Consider the following 23,835-nt stretch of genomic DNA (forward strand, 5'->3'; position numbering starts at 1 on the left):
TAAACACAAAATTTCAATCCAAAATTTAAAGCGGGTTTCCATTCAATTAATTTCTAAACGCAAGTAGAGAGTTTTGTAAAGATTCTTAAAGCCCGGGGAATTCAGGGGTTTCCATTCAATTAATTTCTCTAGCGAGTAGAGAGTCCCTGAGTATCAAGAGGGGGTTTACTACATCGTGTCAGGGGTTTCCATTCAATTAATTTCTCTAGCGAGTAGAGAGACGGGGTCGGTCGGGTTGAGGGTTACAAGCGCTCTCTTTCCATTCAATTAATTTCTCTAGCGAGTAGAGAGCAATAAAAAACCCGCTCGGAGGCGGGTCGTGTAAACAAAACACTTTTTATATAAAAATATGCTACCACAAAACTCAAACCGTGTCAAGATCGACTTTCCATTCAATTAATTTCTCTAGCGAGTAGAGAGAAATCACTTGTTTTGATAATTTCTGGGAGGAATTCGTTTCCATTCAATTAATTTCTCTAGCGAGTAGAGAGCAGAGACTTGCCTAATTAATAAATACACAGAAAATGTTTCCATTCAATTAATTTCTCTAGCGAGTAGAGAGGGTCCTAAAGATGATTTGCGCTACTCCTTTTGTACAAAATGTTTCCATTCAATTAATTTCTCTAGCGAGTAGAGAGCAACCAAGACTGTTTTGAGGGAAACCACGGAATATTGTTTCCATTCAATTAATTTCTCTAGCGAGTAGAGAGCCTATTAGAGGAAATGATCCAACTATGGACAATCCAAGTTTCCATTCAATTAATTTCTCTAGCGAGTAGAGAGTATTATCTTCCCAGAATTCAACGAAGATGACGAAAATCCTCCTAAGTTTCCATTCAATTAATTTCTCTAGCGAGTAGAGAGCGCAGATTCCCCGGGGAAGAATTCACGATCGAAATTTGTTTCCATTCAATTAATTTCTCTAGCGAGTAGAGAGTCTAAAAATGTCCGAATTAAGAAAGTTAGCGTCTGAAGTTTCCATTCAATTAATTTCTCTAGCGAGTAGAGAGAATTAAGCTTTTTTACCAGTTGGGGAGGTGATAATGAGTTTCCATTCAATTAATTTCTCTAGCGAGTAGAGAGTGGTAGAAATTCACGACGGTTCAAACTATGAAGGTCGCAAGTTTCCATTCAATTAATTTCTCTAGCGAGTAGAGAGGACAATTGAACAGGAGGCGATCGACGTTTTTTATTGGGTTTCCATTCAATTAATTTCTCTAGCGAGTAGAGAGAAATGAAAACTCTAAAAGAAATGGTAAGAAATGCTGTCAAGTTTCCATTCAATTAATTTCTCTAGCGAGTAGAGAGAAAAGACATAAAGCAACAGCATTCTACGGATAATGGGTTTCCATTCAATTAATTTCTCTAGCGAGTAGAGAGCAATATAAAAGGTCTGCACTTCAGAAGCACTGTCAAGTTTCCATTCAATTAATTTCTCTAGCGAGTAGAGAGGCTGCAAATCTATAAAGAATGCACGGATAATCCTAATTGGTTTCCATTCAATTAATTTCTCTAGCGAGTAGAGAGTATCAATGACTTCGCCGATGCTAACGGTATAGAGATGTTTCCATTCAATTAATTTCTCTAGCGAGTAGAGAGGAAGAAACTTCCAAGTTAATGCGCGAATGGTACGAATCGTTTCCATTCAATTAATTTCTCTAGCGAGTAGAGAGTTACAGGATAGATTAGATGCTACTGAAAAATCGATCTCCAGTTTCCATTCAATTAATTTCTCTAGCGAGTAGAGAGGACTAAAGAAAAGCGGTTTGCTTTGGTGGGTGCGAGTTTCCATTCAATTAATTTCTCTAGCGAGTAGAGAGATAGCCGATTAGCTTGCGCTCGTAATTTGGGTTTAAGTTTCCATTCAATTAATTTCTCTAGCGAGTAGAGAGTCATTCTGTCTGTGAGTATATCGGTTCTATCCTTTTGTTTCCATTCAATTAATTTCTCTAGCGAGTAGAGAGAGGAGTATCAAAATGTACCGAAATTTAAGCACTGATGTTTCCATTCAATTAATTTCTCTAGCGAGTAGAGAGAGCCGGTAGGCAAACGTCCGAACAGGATTGGGGTTCGGAAGCCAGTTGCGACGGATAAGTTAATTATAGCTAGATACGGTCGCACAGTCAACCCCATAAACCACAAAACCCTTATCCTGTGGTAGATCGAGGGATTTTACCGGAAACCGAGGTTATCTGCTCCCACCCCTGTCGGTCGCTAGTCGATGATACCCTAAAAAGCCAATAATTTAACCCCTCGATCGAGCGGCTAATTTTTCCAGTCCTGATCGGATTTTCTAGCCCTCGGAGTGAAGTAAATTTATATCGGCTTTCCCCTTGACTGAACCGATTGCATCTGTATGACTCAGCACCCCAAATCCCCTAGGGAAAGAACACTGCGTGAACGAGATAGTCGCGAGTTCCAGCGACTTATGCTCCTGATCGCCACCCTCGTCCGACACCCCGGAGTCGGTTATCAAACCCTCGATCCCTCGGAAAATTACCATTCGGGGAAAGATCACAACGCATTAACGGAAGTACAGGAACGGGTGAGAGAACTCGCCGCCACCCTCGCCCTCGGTTGGCCTGCGGAATATCCCTCCATTGCCACCCTGAGAAAAGACATAACGACCCTACGGGATTACAAAATTCTCGATCGCCACATCTATCGCTGGGGGTATTATCTCGGCACCGGGGTTATGAGTCCCGACGAACTTAAAATCGCCTTTGATGCACTCCGCTCCCGGGCCCTCTATCAGGGTGATCCGAGAATCCGTCAGGTCTATCACCAACTCGATCGCCGTCTTCAAGGGTTTACACTCGGCTCCCGGGCTGACTTTCTCTATCCCGTCTGGGAACAACTCGATCGACCGATCAACTATACCGATCCCGAAGAGATGATGGAACGGGGAAAATATCGCCAAACTTTATACGAGAAAATCGACACCCTAGAACAGGCCATTGTCCGGGGAGAGGTAATCGAGATCGCCCGACCGATCGATCCCTATCAAAAGAAATTTACCGGGCCCTTCCCGATCTATCCCCTCCAGTTAATTTACCGTGACATTGGCTGGTATCTCCTCTACGAAACCTATCCCGATGGCTGTCTGGCCATCGGCCGACTCAATCGTTTCGCCGGTCATTGTCGAATCCTCCCAGAACCCTCTCGCTCCCTCGAAGAACAGCGCCACAGCCTCAATAATGCCCACAAACTGATTAAAAATGGCTGGGGCTTGAATTTGGGGGATTTAGCAGCGCAAAAATTGGAATTAGCGGCACAATTAACCCTAATTACCGTTAAAGTTCGCTTTTTTCATCCTGTGAGTTACTTTATCTGGGAGGGAGAAGCGCGTCACCCCCGGCAGCAGTTGACAAATCCCCAGATCGACCCGCAGACGAAAATCCTTAACTCGATCGATTACCACATCGCTCTCCCGTCCCGTTCCCTGGAAGAATTTCTCTGGTGGGTACAGCGCTATCTCGAACAGGCCCAGATTCTCTCTCCCCCAGAAATGGCGGAAAAACACCAGCGATCGGCGCAAATGTTGGTCGATCGATATTCTCCCCCAACAGACGATAATCATAGTAAAAAATTCATACCACCAGAAACTTAGACGGGATAAGCTTTTGAAGCTTTTTAGAAAAATCTTCAAAATATCGTGTTATCTCTAGAGGTTCCTAAGGCATATTGATATACTGAGAACATCGGTCAGCAAGGAGTTGAGGCGTTTATGGCCCTAGGATACTGGCAAGCGAAAATCTGGGGACTACTACACGATCCCGTCTTCAAGGCCCTACATAGCAACTCAGGACGCGGTGATAACAGCTTCTGGAGAGATTTAGAAGTAATGAAGTTGTGGGGAAAACATAACCCCGAAGAATCGACTAAAAAAATTCTCAAACAAATCAAACTAGCTGACTATATCACCTCAGCCAGCGATCGATCGGCGATCGGTAGTTTAACCCAATTCGTTAACTACGATCAACAAACAGGTCTAGAATTGCGTCACCTCCTCTCCGGAGAACCTTTAAATCTCAAATTAGCCGACACAACCCATAAGAAAATCGCTTCTAACCGCACAGATTACTTAAAAGAACAGGAAAAACGGCTATTTAACCAAATTCCCGACAGATTACGCACAGGAATCTCAGAAAACGAAGCTAAAGAACTATTTTGGTGGTTATGGCGCTGTCTCCCCCAAGCGGCGACGAAATTACTCGATGACGAAAATCTGCTTTTAATGCCCGCCGAAACCAGAATACCGGACGGATCGATCTGGAGTCATGCCAGTTTAACGGCGGCCATCGCCGGGACCCTAGCGGGATATGATCTCACCTCCGAGGATGTGGTCAATAAATGGCCGACGGGAAAACAATTATCCCACGCTTATCTCGTTAGTTTTACCTTTTCCCCTGTGCAAGAACTAATCAAAGCCAGCCGCAAAATGCGCGATTTTTGGGCAGGTTCTTGGATTCTGCACTATCTATCTGCTCAAGTCTGCTGGCAACTGGCCCAACAATACGGCCCCGATAGTTTGATCTATCCCTCTCTCTACGCACAACCCTTAATCGATCGATGGTTACTAGAAAAATATCCCGATTTTAAACCCTGGATCGACCCACCGAGCGATCGACAATTACTAACCGCCGGATTTCCCAACATTATTATCCTCGTCTTGCCCAAAGATAAGGTGGCAGCGGCCATGCAAACCGCTAAATCTAGTTTATTAAAAGAATGGAAAGAAATTAGTCGGCAAGTTTTCGAGGAATTGGGAGAACGTCACTGGATGCCCAAATTAAAAGAAAATAGTCATACCTGGGACAGTTGGTTAAATGCCCAATGGCAAACCTATTATGTGGGGGTCCCCATCGGTAGAGAAGACCAACTCCTCACCAGTAGCGAAATTTACCAAGAAAACGAAAATAGTGCCGAAAATCAAGCCGAAGACCCAGAAAAAGCGCAAAGCTGGCGAGATAAACAAAACGAACTTTATAATCTCTACGATAAAAAAGCTCTATTCTTAACAAAAGAGCAGGAATTTCTGCAAAAAGCTGGAAAACTACGCCTTGAGAAATGGAAAAAACATCCCTTTAGTTCTAATGTTGGTTCTTGGTGGAGTAGTGCTTTCGATCAAAACCGTTCGGCCCTTGCTGCCGTCAAAAATGCCCGCGATTGGCAGATTCCCACCGCTTTCGGCCCCCGTTCCACCATTTCTGGACTTGGCCCCGTCGTCCATCCCGATAGTAACAACGATTGGATTAGCGAAAAAGCAAGCAAAGAATATTGGCAACGAAATGCCGGATTATTCGATGGGATCGAACAACTCAACGCCACCGAAACGGTTAAACGCGGATTACACCTAATCCTGCCAAAACTCTTAAAAAATAGCGACCAAGAGCGTCTAGATGCCGCTTATCCCGATTTAACCGTGGGAGTCGCCGGTTATCTCAAAACAGGCGGTGATCTCGACCATTTTCATCACGCTTGTCGCACCATCTCGCGTAGGTTAAGAGAAGACGGGAAAAAGATTCCCCCGGCACTTACCCAACCCTGGGGAATCCCCTACATTGACGATCACATCGAACCAGAATATAAACGTTATCACCCTCGATTTCTCAATGCGGGATGGTTAGTAGAAGAACTAGAGATTACCGATGAAGAAATGGCTAATTATCGCCATCAATTAAGCCAATTAATTGACCAAAACTATCCCAACAATAACCCGGCTGATTGGTATGTTATCGCCGCAGGAGATGGTGACGGAATGGGGGAATGGTTAAAAGGCCAAAAAATGAAACCCTATCGAGAATATATCCCTAAGTCACTTCATCAATACGCCGATCATCCCCCGACCGAAACCGATACCCTAGAAAAAGAAGTACAAAAAGCTTTTGGCGATTTTGTCACCCTCAATAAACGCATGGGTCCATCTACCCATAGCGCCCTCAGTCGCGCCCTTTTAGACTTCTCTAATCAACTCGTTCCCTACCTCACCGAACAACGCTATGCAGGACGCTTAATCTATGGTGGCGGTGATGATGTTCTCGCCTATACTAATCTCTGGGAATGGGATAAATGGTTATGGGATATCCAGCAATGTTTTAAGGGAGAAAAAGACCCCCATGGGGAATTTAATAACGCCGGTGACTATTGGCAATGGGAAGGCAAAAAACCTCCCGAAAATCTCGCCAAACGTCCCCTATTTACCATGGGAAAGCGGGCGACTATCAGTTTCGGTATTGTCATTGCTCATCATTCCGTACCCCTTGCTATCGCCCTAGAAAATCTCTGGGAAGCCGAGAAAAAAGCCAAGGAACACGCCTATAAAGACTTTGACGGCAAAAAAGTCAAAAAAGACGCTGTACAAGTGCGCGTTCTCTACGGCAACGGAAACATCCTAAAATCTACAGCTAAGTTTGATGTTTTTTATCAATGGCAAAAACTCTTAGAATTGAATTTAGATGCCAGTATCTTTGAACAAGCTGCGACAATTTGGGAACAACATCCCGCACCAGTACAAGAAGCGATTTTCCCCTGGACAAAAGCCTTCTGTAACCGTCGCGAGAACTTATCAGAAAAACAAACAGAGCAGATTCAAAAAGACCTAAGCAACTTTCTCAAACATCTTTGGTTAACCACGGAAAATGATCCTAATGATCTTAACGAAGCCGTGCGTAGCTGGATGAAATTAGCGGCTTTTATGACTCGAAAAAGAGAGATTAAGATCGGAGGTTCCATTTAATGTATTGGTACACAATCACTCCCCTAGATGTTCTTCTCCTACGCGATGCCAAACCCTTTAGCCCCGGAGAAAGAGCCTGGGCCGGAAGTACATTTCCCCCCAACGGTCACACGATCGCCGGTGCTTTAAGTGCTTTACTAGATCGCTCTAAAAATGGCTATTTTAGAATCACCGGTCCATTCCTATCTTTTGCTGGAGATACTTTATATCTACCCCGTCCTTTAGGATTCGCCAATTCTGACCCATTAATTCCTATTTCTTGGAGTGATAATTTAACGATTTCAGAAAACCATATATTTTGGGATCGCTCGAAACCTGCCCCCTTAGCTAAGGCTAAACCTAACAAAAATTGCCAAAATCGAGAAAATGAAGCGGAAGAAGAGAAAGAAGGTAAATATCGTCAGTATCTACCTTTTAAAGTTATTCTCGATTATTTAAAAACAGGAGCGATCAACCCTTGCCAATGGTTAGTAAAACACAAAGGAGAAGATAAACCCTGGCGAGAAGAAATTCGTTCCCATAACGCCATGAAACCGGGAAGTAAACAGGTAGAAGATGCCGATGGATACTTTGTCGAAAAAGCGATCCGAATGCTACCCGGTTGGAGTATAGCGATCGGAATCGATGTTAATATTCCCACTCCCACAACTTTGCGGTTAGGAGGAGAAGGACACCGAGTTATACTGGAAAAATGCGATAATTTAGGTCAACAATGGCAAGAGTTAAAACAAAAATCCGAGGAGAACTTTAAACAAATAAATAAAGCGATCGCCTATCTCGTTACCCCCGGTATTTTTGAACGCCGTCACGATAATAATCAAGCCATTTGTCGCTCTTGGCCCTGGGAATGGAAACTCGCCCATACTGTTAATAGTAATCAGAAACCGGGCAATTTAGTCAGTGTCGCAACCGATCGAGCTATCCCCATCAGTTGCCGCATTCAATCAAAAGAAAATACTAGCATTCCCGCCCCCCAAGTCTTCGCCGCCCCCCCGGGTAGTCAATACTATTTAAATCAACCCGAGCGCCTATTTCAAGATCAGCCCGATAGTCCCGAATATCACCAACGCTGGCGCAAATTAGGCTACTCAGAATTACTTTGGATAAACTATAAGGAGAATAGTTAACCTACAGGATCGAGATAGAAGTGCTGAAAATTGCGTTAATGATTTTGATGACAAGCAATCAAAATGGTCATTATCTCACTTAAACAGAGACTTTTAGCTCTCTTAGGTTTGGTGGGTAAAATGTATTCTAAAATACAGTCTTGCTGGCGAGGGAGTGGAAGGAACCACTCCAGACACAGAGGACACAAAAATTGATCGCTTCTATAGTTAAGTTAAACTGATCAAACAAAGAATAAGCGAGCCGACTTTTTGCCCTTACTCGTTTGATTACTCCATGATGCCATAACTTCTGAGGCCAATGCCCTTCAAACTGGTGACAGAAATCATCTACAGGATCAAATAAAGCATCTAAACTAAATATTAGGACAGGTTATCGGAATTTTAGGTTACTTTCAGCTTACTACCCGTCCTTTTACTTATCCTGAACTCAGGTTAATTAATCATGAACTTAATTCACTTCTATCTACTTTCTCCCCTACACACCGGAGGCATGACTCAAGAAGGCAATCTAGTGGGTATTGCTCGTGAATCCCATACCACTTTACCATATATTCCCTCCAGTACGATTCGCGGGAAAATCCGTTCTTTAGCTACCGAAGAAACCCTAAAATTTAAGTTATTCGGTAATGAAATCGATAAAGGTGCAGAAAACTTGGAACAGGGAGACATCTGGATAGGAGATGGTTCGATTCTCTGGTTGCCCATCTCTTCTCTAAGTCACGGTGTCGTCTGGATCACTTCGCCTTTACTTCTCCGTCGTTGGACAAGATTAACTAATCCTCGTCTGACAATTCCCCCCGAATATAGCTGTAGTTTTAAAAGAGCTAACAGGAACGTCTATCTCAAGGATGCCATTCTCAAGGATAATGATCTAAAAGACTGGTCAACTTGGTCAAGTTTTATTCCCCAAAACTCTGTCAGCAGTGGCATTAATCAAGTCTTAGTATTGCCTGATCAGCATTGCACGACTCTCATTCAAATGAGTTTATGGCGACAAGTTAAAATTAAATTAGATGAGCATAAATCCGTCGATGGTGGACTTCGTTATGAAGAAGCTATTCCCCCCGACACCTTAATGTATTTTCCTTGGGGTGTCACCTCTCAAGCTAATCAAACCAAACAAAAATCCCAAGCTGATTTTAAACGGTTATTAGCAAACAATGACATTATTCAAATCGGTGGGCAGGAAAGTTTAGGACGCGGTTTTGTGCAACAATTGTAGAGGTAATTTATGACTGATAATCTTGCCTTAGCTAAATGGTCAGTGGTCGATTATCATCGCATGATTGCGGCGGGAATTTTAATCGATCGGCGTGTAGAATTACTGAATGGAGATATTCTCGAAATGAGTCCAGAAGGCCCTTTACATAAAGACAGTGGAGAAGGATTAGCCCACTTTCTCCGTCAACGTCTCAAGGATAAAGCATGGGTAAGAGAAGTTGGACCCATTACCTTAGAAAACTCAGAACCTGAACCCGATATCGCTGTAGTTTTTCCCCCTCGTTCTCGCTATCGAGATCATCATCCCTATGCTGATGAAATTTTTTGGTTAATCGAAATTTCCGACTCAACTCTCAGTAAAGACTTAACCGAAAAAAAACACATCTATGCCCAAGCTGGTATTGCAGAATATTGGGTAGTTGCCATCAAAAATCGAGAGATTTATGTTTTCCGTCAACCGATAAATTCTGATTATCAATATCAAGAAAAATTTACTACAGGAACTTTATCTGCCGCCGCATTTCCCGATATTATCATTTCTCTTGATGCCCTTTGGTCAGGGAATATTTTTTAACTTTTGGAGCCAAAATAACCGTGACATTCGACCCTAGAACGATTAGCAATCCCGTGTTCAATGCTTTACAAGAATTATATTTAAATACTGGTGATGATAGTCGCCGCAAAGAACAAAAAAAACAAGCTCTTGAACTTTATATCTATCTTTCTACTTGGGGAATGATGCGCCTAAAAGCCGAAGAAACTGCCCTCAATCAAGAAGGAAAAAAAGAGGTCGTTAAAAAGTATTTTCAATGCCTAGAAAAGTTATCTCAAAGAAATAATATTTCTAATTCTCAAGGTTTAACTACTCTTAAGGATTTATCTACCGATGATTATCTAGGATTAACGGGTTTAGGCTTGGAAATCGCCCAAGAATTTAGCTTCTGGGCTAATGCCATCTATCCCGATGTGGAAAGTGGGGACTAACTCAGGTAAATTGTCACCACAGTTTTTATAATTCATTGAACTAGAAAGGAAATTATAATTATTATGTCCCATAGCCCCTTACAACGTCCTAATCCCCCTCAAAAACCCACCCTAAAAAATCCGGCTATACAGCAGCAAAATAACCACCAACCCCCCAAAAAGCCTCCTAGTGGCGGCGGCGGCAATAACAATCCTCCTCAACCCTCACCCTGGTTAAACGCCGAAAACGAACCTCAACCCGACCAATCAGCCAGTTTTGTCGAATATCTCCGTTGGATGCGTGCTGCCGACTATCCACACAAAGATGCGACTAAAACCCAAATTCTGCAAACAGCCCAAGAAAATGCTAACTACACTCAGCGTCTTGAGCAACTCAATCAACGTACTCAACTGTTAGCGAAAGACGGAATCGCTTTTCAAGTCAAATCCACTTGGCGTATTCGTGTCGGTGGTCATCGCGGACCGGAAAGTATTCTTTTACCTGCCTTTGATGCCCTCGGAATGCCCTATATTCCATCTAGTACATTGCGCGGTGTTGCCAGAAACCAAGCCATCCGAGAAATCATGGCGACAAATAATCTGGAATGGAAAGAAGCGGAAAAAGAAATCGCCCCCTATTTTGGCGATATAAACGCCAAAGAGGAAAAAAATAAAACGGGTAAAGTTGTCTTTTTTGATGCCTATCCTTTACCTTCTAAAAACGGGGGGTTAGAAATGGACATGGCTAATAATATTTGGTCATGGAAAGATGATTCTATGGAATATTCTCCTAACCCTAATCCTTTTTTATCTCTCAAAGAACCAACTTTTTTAATTGGTTTACGTCTAGCTAGTAACTGTGAGGATGAAAAGATACTTGAAAAGGTAAAACAATGGCTGAAAAAAGGTTTACAGCTTGGCATAGGTTCACAAGTCAATACTGGTTATGGACAATTGATCTTATCTGGAAAAAACCAAAGATTAGAATCGGAATTTTATCGCTTGGATTTCGAGCTAGAAGGTCAATTAATTCATGGTTATCAACGATTCACCCAATGGCAATGGAATGAGCGACGCAATGAATGGCAAATGCGGAGCGCACCCGTTGCAGAAGTTCGTCCGACAGCCTTTAAATCGATGCTGCGATACTGGTTTCGTGTTTTGGCCTCTGGAGTTTTACCTATTAACGAAGTTCAAAAGATTGAAGCTGAATTATTTGGAGGTATTAATCCTAAAAAATACGGTTATCTACAAGTGAATATTCTTGAGGGTAAAGTTACCCAAAAAGAACCTCGAACCAATGCTCAGGGTAAAAATGATCCTTGTGGTGAACAACGGGGAACTTTAGTCTTATCTTTATCTTCTGAAACCCCAAAAGATAAACAAGAAGATGTTAAAAAATTAGCTAAAAATTTGCTTTGGTTTTTAGCTGATATGGGTGGTATTGGTCAAGGTGCAAGACGACCTAATTATTCTCGCAAAACTCGTGAATACGCCCCCTGGTTTCGTGGTTCGACATTGTATATTGACAGTGAAGAAGATTTTTGGGCAATTGCCAAGGATGTGCAGGGGTTTAAACAACAATTTCAGCAAAGATTGCAAGATTTTTATGGTATTTTGGATAAAATTAGTGAAACCAATATCAATACTAATAATCTCAGAACAGTAGATCAAGTTTCACAAAATCAATGGATTGATGCGGCCGATAGTAACTGTCAAATTTTTGTCTGTGCAGGAAATGAACAAAGAGGTAAACCCCATGCTTTAGCCATTCTTCACAGTGATACTTTGAAAATTACCGGTAAAAATGGTCAAAGAGAATATGATGGTAATCTCTGTGGTAAAGTCAGTGGTGGAGCTAAACCTTCTCCCGTGTGGATTGCTGATTTAGGAAATTACCAGATAGTTACTGTATTCGGCGCTAATCTGAATCCCCGTCAAGAGTTTATCAAACAATTAAGAAGTAATACAAGTCCTCAAAATTTTGCTCAAATATTCCCTTTATAATCTCATGAAATCAATTTTAGTTGCAACGATCGGAACCAGAGATTTAATGTTTCAAGTCACCACTGGTGACTGGTATAATATTGGCGATGATCGTATGAAAGGTGATATTCTCGGAGAACAGATAGAAGTAGTGTCTGATTTAGCTCTGACCGAAAAATCATCTTTTCGAGAAATATCCCAATACCTTTGGGAAAACATTGAATATTATGGCGATCAAGTAAAACCAGTCATTTTGGGTAAGCTTTTGGAAGATAAAATCAATGATCTCGAAAAAGTTTATTTAGTAGTAACTGATCAAAATGAAACAGTAAAAGAAAGAGAAAAAGATACTCTTTACTCAGGAGAATTAATTAAGTATTGGCTAAATAAATTAAATTCTGATTTGGTAGTAAATATTCTCTATATAGGTAGAAATGATGAAAACCCTTCTAACTTCGAGGAAATGTTCCGTTGGTGGCAACAAGTATGGAAAGAAAATATAGAACCTCAACCTGATCAACCCATTTTATTGTGCTTAAAAGGTGGGGTGGGGCAAGCTTCAGAAGCGTCGAGAATTTCGGGATTGAGTTTTTATGGAAACGATATTAAATTCTATGAATTTATTCCCACCCCTTCTAACAATCAAAAGGGAATTTCTTCAGATTACACCGGGCCTTTTTTAGGGACTAACTATCTTTGGGATCGCACTCGACAACAAGCCCTACAATTATTAGAACGCTATGATTATGCTGGTCTTCATAACTTAGTTAAACCTTACTATGAACAAAATAAACAAAAATGGAAAGAAACTTATGCTCTAATTAAATCTGGAGTAAGCTGGAATCAAGGACAATTTGAAGATTTTTTTCAATCCGCTTCTTTTAGTTTCAATAATCAACAAAAAGAGCAGCATCAACAATATTGGTGGATGGCCTATGAACAAGCTTATACCGCAGTAGTTAGACTAAAACAAAAAAATACAACCGAGGCTATGCTTCATAGTTTCCGAGCGGTAGAAGGCTTAATTTATGAGTGTTTAAAACATGAATTTAAAGACTATATGGTTAATTCTGAATATACTTATTCATCTTTACAATCATCTGTGTTGAATAAATATCCTGCTCTTAAAGAACTTTTTGTTAATAATGGCAATCCTGTCTCTGAAATTAAGCTAGATAGTCGCACTCAACAGAGATTAATAGAGAAGTATATTGCTCTCACTTCTCCCCAGGCAAACTTTAAGAATTTAAAAGCTTGGGGTTCTGAAGAATTGCGTAATCATAGAAATCGATTATCTCATAAATTAGGTGGCATTAGTGAGGGAGAATTATATCAAGCTTGGGGAAAAGATACTTACAATCAAAAAGACTGGGAAAAGCGAATTTTAAATTGTCTCAATCTAATCACAGAAAATAAATTTAATTATTTATGGCAAGGAAGTTTATTTGCTTCTATTCATGAGAGAGTCAGAACAGCTATCAAAAATTATAATGTTGTTTAAAGTACAAAATGCAATTAGCCCCTACAATCACTTGGGGTGCTGCCGATAAATGGCTCTCTTATTCTTTGTGTGATCAGTTTAACTTATATAAGACCGATCGATCTTCGTGTCCTTTGTGTCTTTGTGGTTCGTTCCAGTCCCTCGCTGGCAAGACTGTATCTTAGAACACATTTTAGCCACCAAACCCTAAGAGAGCCGATAAATTAGCCAGTCAAAAGACTATTTAAAAATCCAATTCGTCTAACCCCGATTCTGGGGAAGAAAAGCGACTGCGAGGAGATTTTTTCGACTTTCTCAAAAAAGTCGGAATAACTGCGGCCATAAAAAATCCTATTCCCAAAGAAAAAGCCAATAAAATGCCGATGGGTACTTTAATTGACTCAAATTGTAGAAACTTTAAAGAAACTGGTTGGATATTTTGGATAGCAAAAACTGCCATAGTCATAATCCAACCACCGACAATAGCACTAGCTAAAAAATTAGTGATTGTATTCATGCTTGTCCTCGCCAGGTTTGTAGGATATTTTTTAACCTTTTGTAGGCTAAGTAGGTAGGCTTGAAAAATTATCAGATGCCCCCCTTATTAAGGGGGGACTAAGGGGGGATCGGCACCCCCCTTATCAAGGGGGATCCCCCCGCCTTCGGCTTCCCCCCTTATCAAGGGGGGCAGGGGGGATCGAACCTAAAATCCATTTTTAATTTAATTATAACCAGCTACTTAATTTGGGAGTTATACCCCTATTAATTTAACCTCCGTGGGGCGGAAATTACCGTTAATTGACTAAAACGTTACAATTGTCGATCGATCTCGAATAAATCTCGATCGCGATCATATAATTGTAGTCTGATCGCCCTAAGCTAGAGCTAGTAAATATAAATAGCACCCTGTTGATTGATGTTAAAGGTGGTATAACCGGGGGTACTCCCCGGAACTTTGGTGACAGTAATCGTGACTAAATTATCCTGATTGACTTCTACGGCATAGATTAAACTAGAAGAATAGCGATCCGCGGCGGCATTAGCCCGATTAATCAGAATATATGCTGGAATTACGAAACCTCTTAGGGTTGTCTCCGCACCTGGAGATAATAATTGGGGAGAGGAATTAATATTGGCCGATAGGTCATAATTGAGGTCAATATCGGTTTGATTGATAATTTTGATCTCCACGGGACGACTCATATTCACCCTAGCAACAGGTTGCCAAGGACCCGGGTGAAAGGTGGTAGCGGGGGGATTTTGAGCGGGTAAAGAAGGGGGAAAAACTAATCCCAGACTTAACACGAGGGAAAGAGTCAAAAAGCGATCGCATTTCATAGATAAATCCTAGTCTAGGGTTCTCATCCTATTTTAGGGAGGTATCCCCAGTGTTTTATACTTAAAGTAGAAGCTTTTGAAATTGTCTATAGCATTGATTGATCAGCTATCAGGGAAAATCCTAAGCTTCCCTGATTTTGCTCTATAAACAAGGCTAAATACACCGATTTTTCTCTAGAAGTTTCCCTAGTAACCCCTATCAACGGTTTAACTTAGGTTGAGATTGATTATATGCCTACCATCGACATATCGGGAGTATCCCACAGTTACGAGTTATTTTCGCCCCAAGCGGATAAACCGGTTTTAGTCTTTATACACGGTTGGCTGCTGAGTCGTCACTACTGGCAGCCTTTGGTAGATATTCTCTCCCCAGACTATCCCTGTCTAGTTTATGATCTCCGGGGCTTTGGCGACTCCCAAAAAATCACCTCTAACAGTCCTCCTAGCAGTTATAACCTTGAATCCTACTCCCAAGACGTTATTACCCTTCTTAACCGCTTAAACCTCGATGCTGCTTGGTTAGTCGGTCATTCCCTCGGTGGTAGTGTTGCTTTGTGGGCCGCGGATAGCTGTCCTGAACGCATTAAAGGGGTAATCTGTATGAATGCCGGCGGCGGCATCTATCTAAAGGAGGAATTTGAGCGATTTCGGGAAGCCGGAAGACAGATCTTAGAGAGAAGACCGCCTTGGTTGCCCCGTGTTCCCTTGATTGATGTTTTATTCTCGCGGATGATGGTCAAGCAAACCCTAAGTAAAAAATGGGGCAAACAGCGAGTGATTGATTTTGTCCGGGCCGATTACCAAGCGGCCCTAGGGTCACTTTTGGAAACCACCACTATCAGCGAAGTTCATCTCTTACCACAGATTGTCTCCCGTCTCCCGCAGCCGGTCTATTTTCTGGCGGGGAAAGAGGATACGATTATGGAAGTTAAGTACGTTAACCATCTGGCCAGTTTTCATCCTTTGTTTGAAACTGGCGGCAACGTGATTGAGTTATCCGGTTGTGGTCATTTTGCCATGCTCGAACAAACAGCAGCGGTGGCCCAAAAGATGATGGCTATTTTAAATCAGCATCGGTGTTAGGGGGTTAAGTGTTGAGGTTTTAGTTGAAATTCCCCCATCACCCCATCACCCCATCACCCCATCACCCCATTCCATCCACAGATACTGTTATGAAGTGAAAATTTATGTAACAATGACTCTATAAGGGCGATTTTTTAGTGATCGCCGAGGCCGTCTATTAATCGAATCGATGTCTTTGAAGAACGTAGCCCCAAACTGGAAACCTGACTTTTCTTACCCATTCTTGCCACTACTAGCGGAATTTTTCTCCCTTTTGTGTTATCCGCGGGAATTTTTGAGCTATTGCTAAGATTGGCATTTTGTCACTTCCCGTTAGTTAAATCCAACAAAAGAAGTTGTTTAGGAGCAATTTATGTTACACCGCAAGATTTATCAATTCTGTATGGATGGTCAGGAAGTCTGCATTTTCTTGCGCGATCAGCAAAGATGGATTGATAATGCTCGTATTATCGATCTAGAAAGCGATCTCGTCACCATTCGCTACGAAACAGAAGAAGAAGACGAGATTAGTTCTTGGGAAGAAATGGTGCGTTTAGAAAGTATCGGTGCGGTGAGCAGAAAACTGGCATCGGTGTCGCGGACGAATCCTGATATTAATGTCTCGGAAGATTGTCCGGAAGCAGAACAACTTTATCCCCATTCTCCCGATAGCTTAGATTAATTTAGTCGATTTAAATGACAGTGGCTAGAAGTCCCGAGGTTTTAACCATGGCCAAGGGACTTTTAAGGGATAGAAGGGAAGAGAGCCAGTCAGAATCATCACTTGTTGTAAAGTTATCCTAAGTAGTCGTGAAGAATTAATTTCTTGGTTAGGATAGGCAAAAGACAAGAAGTAGTTAGATATGTGTAATTGATTGTGTCTAGCTACTTAAAAGCCGCCGGATTTTCTCTATTATAAGCTGGAGGAGCAAAATGAATTCTAATCCCTACTTCGCTGCCAAGGATATCTATCAAAAATTTGGGGCAGTAGTAATAGTTTTAATTAGTTGTTGGTTAGTAACTTTTCCCGCCTTCGCTGGCTCTGCCCCTCTAGAAGTTAAAATTAGTCTAGGCTCCGGGCAAGGAGAATTAAAATTCTTTCCTAGTCAATTAGACTTTATTGCTGGACAAAAATACAAATTAATCCTCGATAATCCCAGTCCCACTAAACATTATTTTACCGCTAAAGACTTCGCTGATGCTAGTTGGACTCAGAAAGTTGAAGCGGGAAAAGTGGAGATTAAAGGGGCAATTCACGAACTAGAATTAAAACCTAATGCACAGGCAGAATGGGTGATAGTTCCTCTCAAAACCGGTAAGTATAAATTAATCTGTACTATTCCAGGTCATGCTGAAGCGGGAATGGTGGGAGAAATCGCCATTAATAACCCATGAATTTAAGAAAAATTGTCTCCTTTGCTTTCCTATTATTTATTCCTCTATCGGTGATCGCTGGTCGTCTTAATTGGGGAGATCAAGCTATTTTTATCACTGCAGCTTTATCGATCATTCCCCTGTCAATTTGGTTAAGTACGGCTGTGGAAAGAGTTGCCGTAGTCACCGGGCCAACTTTGGGAGGATTAGTTAATGCTATCTTTGGCAATACTACCACTTTAGTTATTGCCTTAATTGCCCTAAAAAAAGGCTTGGTGGACATCGTACAAGCCAGTATTACCGGCAGTATTCTCAGTGATTTATTATTATTTATGGGCATGGGAATGCTCACGGGAGGAATTCGCTACAAAGAGCAAGAATTTAAACCGATTTTAGCGCGGGTAAATGGTTCTTCCATGACTTTAGCAGTAATAGCGATCGCTTTACCAACTTTGGTAATATATACTTCTAAGGTGGTGGAAGTTGCCGATATTCTCAGTCTTTCCCTAGTCACCGCTACGGTTTTATTAATAGTTTACGGGTTAACTTTATTATTTTCCCTCAAAACCCATAGCTATCTCTACGAAGTGGGATTAAGTAATGAAAATACCCCTGACAATCAGGTTAGTGAGGAAGAAAAAGCTCAAGTCTGGATTTGGTTACTTGTGCTGCTTACTTCCACCGTAGCTGTAGCCTATGAGTCAGATTTATTTGTTAATGTAGTGGAATCGGTGATGGAAGGATTTAATCTCACTCCTCTCTTTATCGGGGTAATTTTCATTCCTTTAATTAGCGATGTTTCTGGAATAGTTACCGTCATTCAATTAGCCCTAAAAAATCAGATGGATTTAACGGTTTCCGTGGCTATGGGTGATAGTTTATTGGTGGCTTTATTCGTAGCACCTTTATTAGTTTTTATCGGTCAATTTTGGCAGCAACCGATGGATTTAAATTTTAATCCCTTTAACGTGGTGGCTTTGATTGTAGCGGTGGTTGTCACTAATTTAATCAGCTTTACTGGTCGTTCCAATTGGTTAGATGGAACCCTATTACTAGCCACCTATTTAATCTTGTCCGTGGCTTTTTATTACCATCCCGCCTAGCCAAAAAAGAGATTTAGGTATTTTCTGAGATTTCTGTCTTAAAATGGATCGATATCACCTTACTGCCGCAGGATTGCTGATGATGAAAAGAGGATTTTGGTTTGTCGTCGGGTTAGTAGTAACGATAATTCTCCTTCCTTCCCTAGTTCTTTCTAATTCCATCGGTGAACAGGGAATTTATGCTGATCGCCTGCGGGCGGAACCCTATAATTTATTAGGGCGAAAAATTGCCATCGGTCAAGTGGAAATCGGCCGACCGGCTCAGTTCGGTTATGATAAAGTGGCAGCTTGGCAGCCTCCCTATAAATTAGCTGGTGTTTTTTTTCGCGATCAAATTGCCAAACCCAACACCTATCTCGATAATCACGCCGCTATGGTGGCAACGGTGATGGTCAGTGATGATAAAAAAATCCCCGGAGTGGCCCCAAAAGCGAGATTATATTCGGGGGCGGTGGGTTCTTTGCGACGCGGCGGACAACCGGAAGAATGTCTTACCAGTCAAAATATTGCCCGACAAAATAGCGGTGATGTGCGAGCAATTAACTTTAGTTTTGGGGAATCTTTGCAAAGAGATCAGCGACAGGAACCAAAATTAGATGGTCAAGCTTTATTAACTCAATGTGTTGATTGGTCATCGCGAGTTGAGGATGTTCTTTATGTAATTGCTGGTAATCAAGGTAAGGGAGGAATTCCCATTCCCACCGATCATTTTAACGGCATTACTACCGCTTATACAGCGACAAGAGAAGGAAAATTCACTAAAGTTGATTTTGCTAATATTAGTGCTTTGCCGGTGGGTATTGGTCGCAGTTTAATTAAACGGGAAATTAATGATGGTTCGCGACGGTCAATTAATTTAGTTGCTCCCGGCAATAAAATAGAGCTTTATGACCTCAAAGGTAAATTAAATACTGTTAGTGGCACCAGTTTCGCCGCTCCTCATATTACGGCATCGGTGGCACTTTTACAAGAATACGGCGATCAACAAATTAATCAAAAAAATCCCCATTGGAGTCTCGATTCTCGTCATCATCAAGTGATGAAAGCAGTAATGCTTAATGCTGCCGATAAAATTAAAGATAAGGGCGATGGGTTACGATTAGGTATGAGACGGACGGTCTTAACTAAAGACCAAAAAACTTGGTTAGAGTCCGATGCTTATAAAGACCCGAAAATTCCTTTAGATATGCAGATGGGGACGGGACATCTTAACACTTTTCGCGCCTACCAACAGTTTAGTAATGGTCAATGGTCCGCCGCAGAATCTATTCCTGCTATTGGTTGGGATTACGCTACAGTTACCGCTAATAGTTATCAAGATTATGCCCTAGAGAAGCCATTAAAAGCTAATAGTTTTGTTTCGATAACTTTGGCTTGGGATCGTTTGGTAGAACTAATCGATACTAATCGCAATAATCTCTATGATCTCGATGAAAGTTTCCAGGATCGCGGCCTGAATAATTTAGATGTTTATCTTTTACCTGCCCAGGAGGATAATAATAATAAATACACCTGTGCTTCCCTGAGTGATAGCGATAGTTTAGAGCATATTTTTTGTCCTGTCCCCATCTCTGGAAACTATAAAATTCGGGTTCAATATCGTCAACAAGTTAATGAAAAAGAACAAGCTTTTGCTCTCGCTTGGTGGACGGTTCCCGAATAATAAAAATGATAGTAAGTGAGTAAGTGAGTAAGTGAGGAGAGGCGCTCATGCAACAGGCACTCATGCAAAAGAGGGAATAGATAATCAGTTTTTAATAACCAGATTCTCTCCCCCATGGCAACTCCTACAGGACCTTGATTTTTCCTTGGCACAGCTGCCAGCGGTTATTTAGAGGTCTTCCCGAATAATAGTCCCAATAAGCTTTTTATTATCCAGAGTAATGCTAAGGTTGCAATGGTCAACACAGCCCATCTTGGTAATACATTTAGTAGATAGGCTATTACTCCAAATCCAATAATAAAAAGAAGCAATGATTTCAAAGCAGAGATGAGGGGAGAGGCTTGTGTTTTATAGCTGCTGGGACTACTTCTTTGGGACAGGAAATAGTATATATTCAGAATTTGTTTGAGAAGCTGATAAGATTGAAGTCTCAGCAGTCGCTTACCAGTCTTACTAGATTCTATGATATCACTCAAAATTATCGCTGACCGAGTGCCTAAACTTTTGAGAATATTAGAAGGTATATCTTTCACTATTGTTTCTGAACCAACTCCATATTCACCCAGGAAGTATTCTTTTTCTTTCCCTTTTAAATCTTTTAGGGAACGTTGAGCAATTTTTGCAGCAGCTAAGGGAGTTACTGCTTTGTCAAAATAGCCACCAACATATTTGTAGTTTGGCTCAGGAGTTGAGTCAATTTTTTGTTGATTCCATTCCAATTGTTCAGAAATTGCGTCTTTGAATACATTCCCTAAATTTTCCTTAAGAATAGCACTATGTCCTAAACTGACAAGCTTATTTAAGAATTCTTCTAATTCTTCTTTTGCAAGGGTTGTATTAGGTTGAGCAAGTTTAATTAAGTCTTGAATTAGCTCATTTTTTTCTGTTTGTGTTTCTGTGGGAAAAGATTCATCAACGGGAAAAGATTCATCAACAAGTCGCTTGACGTATTCTTGAATTTTCTCTTCCTGAGTTCCTGAGAATTGTTCTAGTTTAATTTGGCGACTTACAACTCCAGAGAAGGCTTTTAAGGATTCTGAAGTTAATAACCCATCAACAATACGGTTGAGTCCATCTAACCGTCCCCAAAGTATATCATTAGAACGCCAAGATTTCTTAAAAAAGCCTCCAAAAGCACGAAATTGATCTCCAGCTAATTTTTCTTCAAGTCCCTTATCTTTGCCAAATCCTTTATCAGCATCATTGGGAGAAATACGAACAAGTTTAATTAGACTGTTGTTTTGGACATCGGACAAATATTGATAGGGATATATTACTTGATCAATTAGCTGAAATTTCTCAAATTTGCCAATTGCTGATTCTACATTCTCCGATTGTTCAGTTAACAACTTCGCAGAAGCTTGTTCTATTTTTTCTAATATTGTTTCACCTTTGGTTATAGTTAATGCTTCCCAATCTTGATCTAGAGCCATAACTTTAACCCTGTTCCGTAATTGTCCCCGGATAAAATTGATTTTGTCAAAATCTAGCTCTTTGAGATTTTCTACGGTAACATCGGCTAAATCTTGACTATCTAAGATAAGACGCAACAACGTTAATAGATAATCATATATTTTTTTGCGCTTCAAATTTACAGATTCTTGATTATTGTCCTCTTCCTCTTCTGTGATGAGTTGATAAAATTTTTGTCGAACAGGTTCGGATTTTATCACTTCTTTGATAACCTGATCAATGACTTTGAGCAACTCTAGCAGCCAAGTGATTTTATTGGCTAAATTTTTCAACTCTGTATATTTGGTAATATCATCTGTATCTTTAGTAATAGCATCAGATATCAGAGAGTAAATTTGGGACAAGAGAAAGTTATGTTTTCTAATAGCATATTGAATATCTAGATTTTCAACATCTTGAGCTAGGGAGTTTAAAGTTTCCTCTCGCTTTTTAATTTCCTCAGAATTATTAATAAATTGGGTCAATAAACTGGCACTTTTTTCTAATAGTTCTTCCTGTTCTTGTTCTTTTCCAACAAAATATTGATTGTCAAAAATTACGGAGAGAACACTATCTCTTAAACTGACTAAACGACACCTCCAATAACGATTTTTGGCTTCTGTTGTTTGTTCAGATACTTCTTCATCAACACTTTTTAATAACAAATTATAGCGACGAATTTTGTCGTTAATACCTTTGATTTGTTGAAGATCTTTGCTAATACTTTCATATCTGGGTAAACTGATTAGAGAACCTGTGATGACTTCCCAAACAGTAGGTTGCTCCATTTCTTTAAATTTGGTACTGTCAACAAAGCTTTCCGGATTGGGATCGAGATAAAATAATTGACGATTGACAGGACGATCTGCTGTACGATAATAAATGGCTTCAGTGGTATAACTAAAAGGACGATTATCTAGAACTCCCCCATCAACAAAATAGATTTTATATCCCTCTTTTGGAGGTTCTTGCGGAAGGATGCGATTTCTCAAAAGCTTTCCCCATTCTTGTAGTTGGTTATCTACCTTATTATCAGACTTGATTTCGACAGGTACTACGGGAAAAGCCAGGGGAAAACAAGAGGTGATTCGACAGAGTTTAGCTAAGGCTTGTTGAGTATCTTTATCTGTCGTAGAAAAAGGATCTCCAAAATCTTGATCTTCTCGATATTTAAGATGAAAAACGCAACGATTATCTTTTATTTCGATGACTTTTCCAGTGTTGTCAAAGGTTTTATAGATTCTTCCTAAAACATCAGTGCCAGTGATAAACAAATCTAATTCGTTAAACTCTGAATACCATTCTCCATCAGGAGCAGATTGTTGGTTATTTCCAGCTTTTTCAAAAGCTTTAAAAAGTTCTTCCTGATAGTATCCCTCGCCGTTTAAAAGAGAGTTGACATTGGTCTGATTATTTTCTTTTTTGATCGGACGCAGTAATTTATTTATATCTCCACTTTCTCGCCAAATATCTCCAAATTCCTTAAAGTCAACTACAATTTTTTCGTAGCTATTAGCAACTGCATAGCTCAAGAGAACTCCATTAATTCCTCCCGCTGAAGTTCCCGATACAATATCAACAACAATATCTGAATCTGTCAGTGCTTTAATTAATTTATAAATCCCCCGACCCCTTGTTGCGTTATAAAATTCTCGACAAACACCATTCATATAAACTGCTAGAGAAACCCCACCATAAAGCACTAATCCTAAGCGAGTTTCCCTACGAAAATCTGGTTTTTTCAAGCAAGTGGCTGACGAAGATTGTGTGTTTTGACCAGGTGTTGCAGTCATAGCAAGTCTCCACAGTTATTTGGCGTTCTAAAAGGGACAGATACAGTTGGGAGTCGTTTGTGGCGGTTTTTGCGATCAGGGTTGGGACGCTCTACCACATTTCCCAATATAAAAGGATACACACCACCCCGCCACAAACGTTGTATCCTACACTATATTTTAATAAATCTTTACATTTATCCTGGTATTTGAGGTTGCCGGAAAACAGAAGTCAGAAAACCAGCTAAAGCGATGCAGTGGGAAAAAGCGAAAAACTGCACAGCTAATCAGGTTCTTGACTGGTAAAAATCCCCAGATATGGAAATCGTTGCTATGATTACGATTATCTCCCATGAAAAATATTCACCAGAAGGAACCTGAATTAACGGCAAATTATAGCGCGGTGCTTCTAAAAGATAATACTCTTTGATTGGTATCATTTAAGGTTCTTCCGAACTTACCATGTAAAATCAACTAGCAAAATGCCAATTTAATAAACATCTAAGACTAAAGTTTTTAAAGTTTCTAAATCCATAGCCTCTCCTTTTAATCACC

Annotated in this window: 17 protein-coding genes and 1 CRISPR repeat array; of the genes, 13 read left to right on the forward strand and 4 right to left on the reverse strand. The window is 40.7% G+C overall.

Features of this window, described 5'->3' with window-relative positions; translation table 11 throughout:
• Window positions 1–384: 384 nt before the first annotated feature.
• A CRISPR array of direct repeats spans window positions 385–2,036; the repeat unit is 36 nt; unit sequence GTTTCCATTCAATTAATTTCTCTAGCGAGTAGAGAG.
• Between the two features lie 320 nt (window positions 2,037–2,356).
• The 8 genes from LW728_RS03540 to LW728_RS03575 all read left to right on the forward strand — a co-directional run bounded on the left by LW728_RS03540 (window position 2,357) and on the right by LW728_RS03575 (window position 13,537).
• A complete protein-coding gene (locus LW728_RS03540; protein ID WP_002800580.1) occupies window positions 2,357–3,610 on the forward strand; it encodes a helix-turn-helix transcriptional regulator in 1,254 nt (417 codons plus the stop codon).
• Between the two features lie 117 nt (window positions 3,611–3,727).
• Complete coding sequence (cas10, locus tag LW728_RS03545; protein ID WP_287765214.1) at window positions 3,728–6,739, forward strand: type III-B CRISPR-associated protein Cas10/Cmr2; 3,012 nt, start codon at window positions 3,728–3,730, stop codon at window positions 6,737–6,739.
• Window positions 6,739–7,866, forward strand: a complete 1,128-nt coding sequence (locus LW728_RS03550; RefSeq protein ID WP_287765215.1) for a type III-B CRISPR module-associated Cmr3 family protein — start codon at window positions 6,739–6,741, stop codon at window positions 7,864–7,866. The genes cas10 and LW728_RS03550 overlap by 1 nt, the downstream gene beginning before the upstream one ends.
• Before the next feature lie 442 nt (window positions 7,867–8,308).
• Window positions 8,309–9,088, forward strand: a complete 780-nt coding sequence (cmr4, locus tag LW728_RS03555) for a type III-B CRISPR module RAMP protein Cmr4 (protein WP_008200464.1) — start codon at window positions 8,309–8,311, stop codon at window positions 9,086–9,088.
• A 9-nt stretch (window positions 9,089–9,097) separates the two neighbouring features.
• Window positions 9,098–9,661 carry a Uma2 family endonuclease gene (locus LW728_RS03560; RefSeq protein ID WP_287669167.1) on the forward strand — a complete coding sequence of 188 codons (564 nt, stop codon included), beginning with the start codon at window positions 9,098–9,100 and terminating at the stop codon, window positions 9,659–9,661.
• 20 nt (window positions 9,662–9,681) lie between these two features.
• Window positions 9,682–10,071 (forward strand): hypothetical protein, encoded by a 390-nt coding sequence (locus LW728_RS03565; protein ID WP_287765217.1) that lies wholly within the window; start codon window positions 9,682–9,684, stop codon window positions 10,069–10,071.
• 63 nt (window positions 10,072–10,134) lie between these two features.
• Window positions 10,135–12,057 carry a type III-B CRISPR module RAMP protein Cmr6 gene (gene cmr6, locus LW728_RS03570; protein WP_287765219.1) on the forward strand — a complete coding sequence of 641 codons (1,923 nt, stop codon included), beginning with the start codon at window positions 10,135–10,137 and terminating at the stop codon, window positions 12,055–12,057.
• Window positions 12,058–12,061: 4 nt separating this feature from the next.
• The gene (locus LW728_RS03575) at window positions 12,062–13,537 is read left to right on the forward strand and encodes a hypothetical protein (protein ID WP_287765221.1); all 1,476 of its coding nucleotides are present in this window, start codon (window positions 12,062–12,064) and stop codon (window positions 13,535–13,537) included.
• A gap of 223 nt (window positions 13,538–13,760) precedes the next feature.
• Here LW728_RS03575 and LW728_RS03580 read toward each other — a convergent pair whose 3' ends face one another.
• Window positions 13,761–14,033 (reverse strand): lipopolysaccharide assembly protein LapA domain-containing protein, encoded by a 273-nt coding sequence (locus tag LW728_RS03580; RefSeq protein ID WP_002804354.1) that lies wholly within the window; start codon window positions 14,031–14,033, stop codon window positions 13,761–13,763.
• 368 nt (window positions 14,034–14,401) lie between these two features.
• Window positions 14,402–14,854 (reverse strand): hypothetical protein, encoded by a 453-nt coding sequence (locus LW728_RS03585; protein WP_287765223.1) that lies wholly within the window; start codon window positions 14,852–14,854, stop codon window positions 14,402–14,404.
• A 231-nt stretch (window positions 14,855–15,085) separates the two neighbouring features.
• On the opposite strand from LW728_RS03585, the gene LW728_RS03590 reads away from it, so the two are divergent.
• From LW728_RS03590 to LW728_RS03610, 5 genes are all read left to right on the forward strand, one after another.
• Window positions 15,086–15,937: an alpha/beta fold hydrolase gene (locus LW728_RS03590; protein ID WP_287669155.1), complete on the forward strand. Its 852-nt coding sequence runs from the start codon at window positions 15,086–15,088 to the stop codon at window positions 15,935–15,937.
• A 352-nt stretch (window positions 15,938–16,289) separates the two neighbouring features.
• On the forward strand, window positions 16,290–16,598 hold the full coding sequence (locus LW728_RS03595) for a DUF6679 family protein (protein WP_002735547.1): 309 nt from the start codon (window positions 16,290–16,292) through the stop codon (window positions 16,596–16,598).
• Between the two features lie 251 nt (window positions 16,599–16,849).
• A complete protein-coding gene (locus tag LW728_RS03600; protein ID WP_287765225.1) occupies window positions 16,850–17,311 on the forward strand; it encodes a cupredoxin domain-containing protein in 462 nt (153 codons plus the stop codon).
• Complete coding sequence (gene cax / locus LW728_RS03605; RefSeq protein WP_002800565.1) at window positions 17,308–18,393, forward strand: calcium/proton exchanger; 1,086 nt, start codon at window positions 17,308–17,310, stop codon at window positions 18,391–18,393. Before LW728_RS03600 ends, cax begins: the two co-directional genes overlap by 4 nt.
• Window positions 18,394–18,436: 43 nt before the next feature.
• Window positions 18,437–20,056 carry a S8 family serine peptidase gene (locus LW728_RS03610; protein ID WP_287765228.1) on the forward strand — a complete coding sequence of 540 codons (1,620 nt, stop codon included), beginning with the start codon at window positions 18,437–18,439 and terminating at the stop codon, window positions 20,054–20,056.
• 164 nt (window positions 20,057–20,220) lie between these two features.
• Here LW728_RS03610 and LW728_RS03615 read toward each other — a convergent pair whose 3' ends face one another.
• Together LW728_RS03615 and LW728_RS03620 are read right to left on the reverse strand one after the other, a co-directional pair.
• Window positions 20,221–23,301 carry a patatin-like protein gene (locus tag LW728_RS03615; RefSeq protein ID WP_287765230.1) on the reverse strand — a complete coding sequence of 1,027 codons (3,081 nt, stop codon included), beginning with the start codon at window positions 23,299–23,301 and terminating at the stop codon, window positions 20,221–20,223.
• A 159-nt stretch (window positions 23,302–23,460) separates the two neighbouring features.
• Entirely contained in the window at window positions 23,461–23,634 is a 174-nt protein-coding gene (locus tag LW728_RS03620) for a S26 family signal peptidase (RefSeq protein WP_370445071.1), read from the reverse strand.
• Window positions 23,635–23,835 lie beyond the last annotated feature (201 nt).

Origin of the sequence: Microcystis sp. 49638_E5 (assembly GCF_021300285.1) — a bacterium.
Taxonomy (GTDB): domain Bacteria; phylum Cyanobacteriota; class Cyanobacteriia; order Cyanobacteriales; family Microcystaceae; genus Microcystis; species Microcystis aeruginosa_C.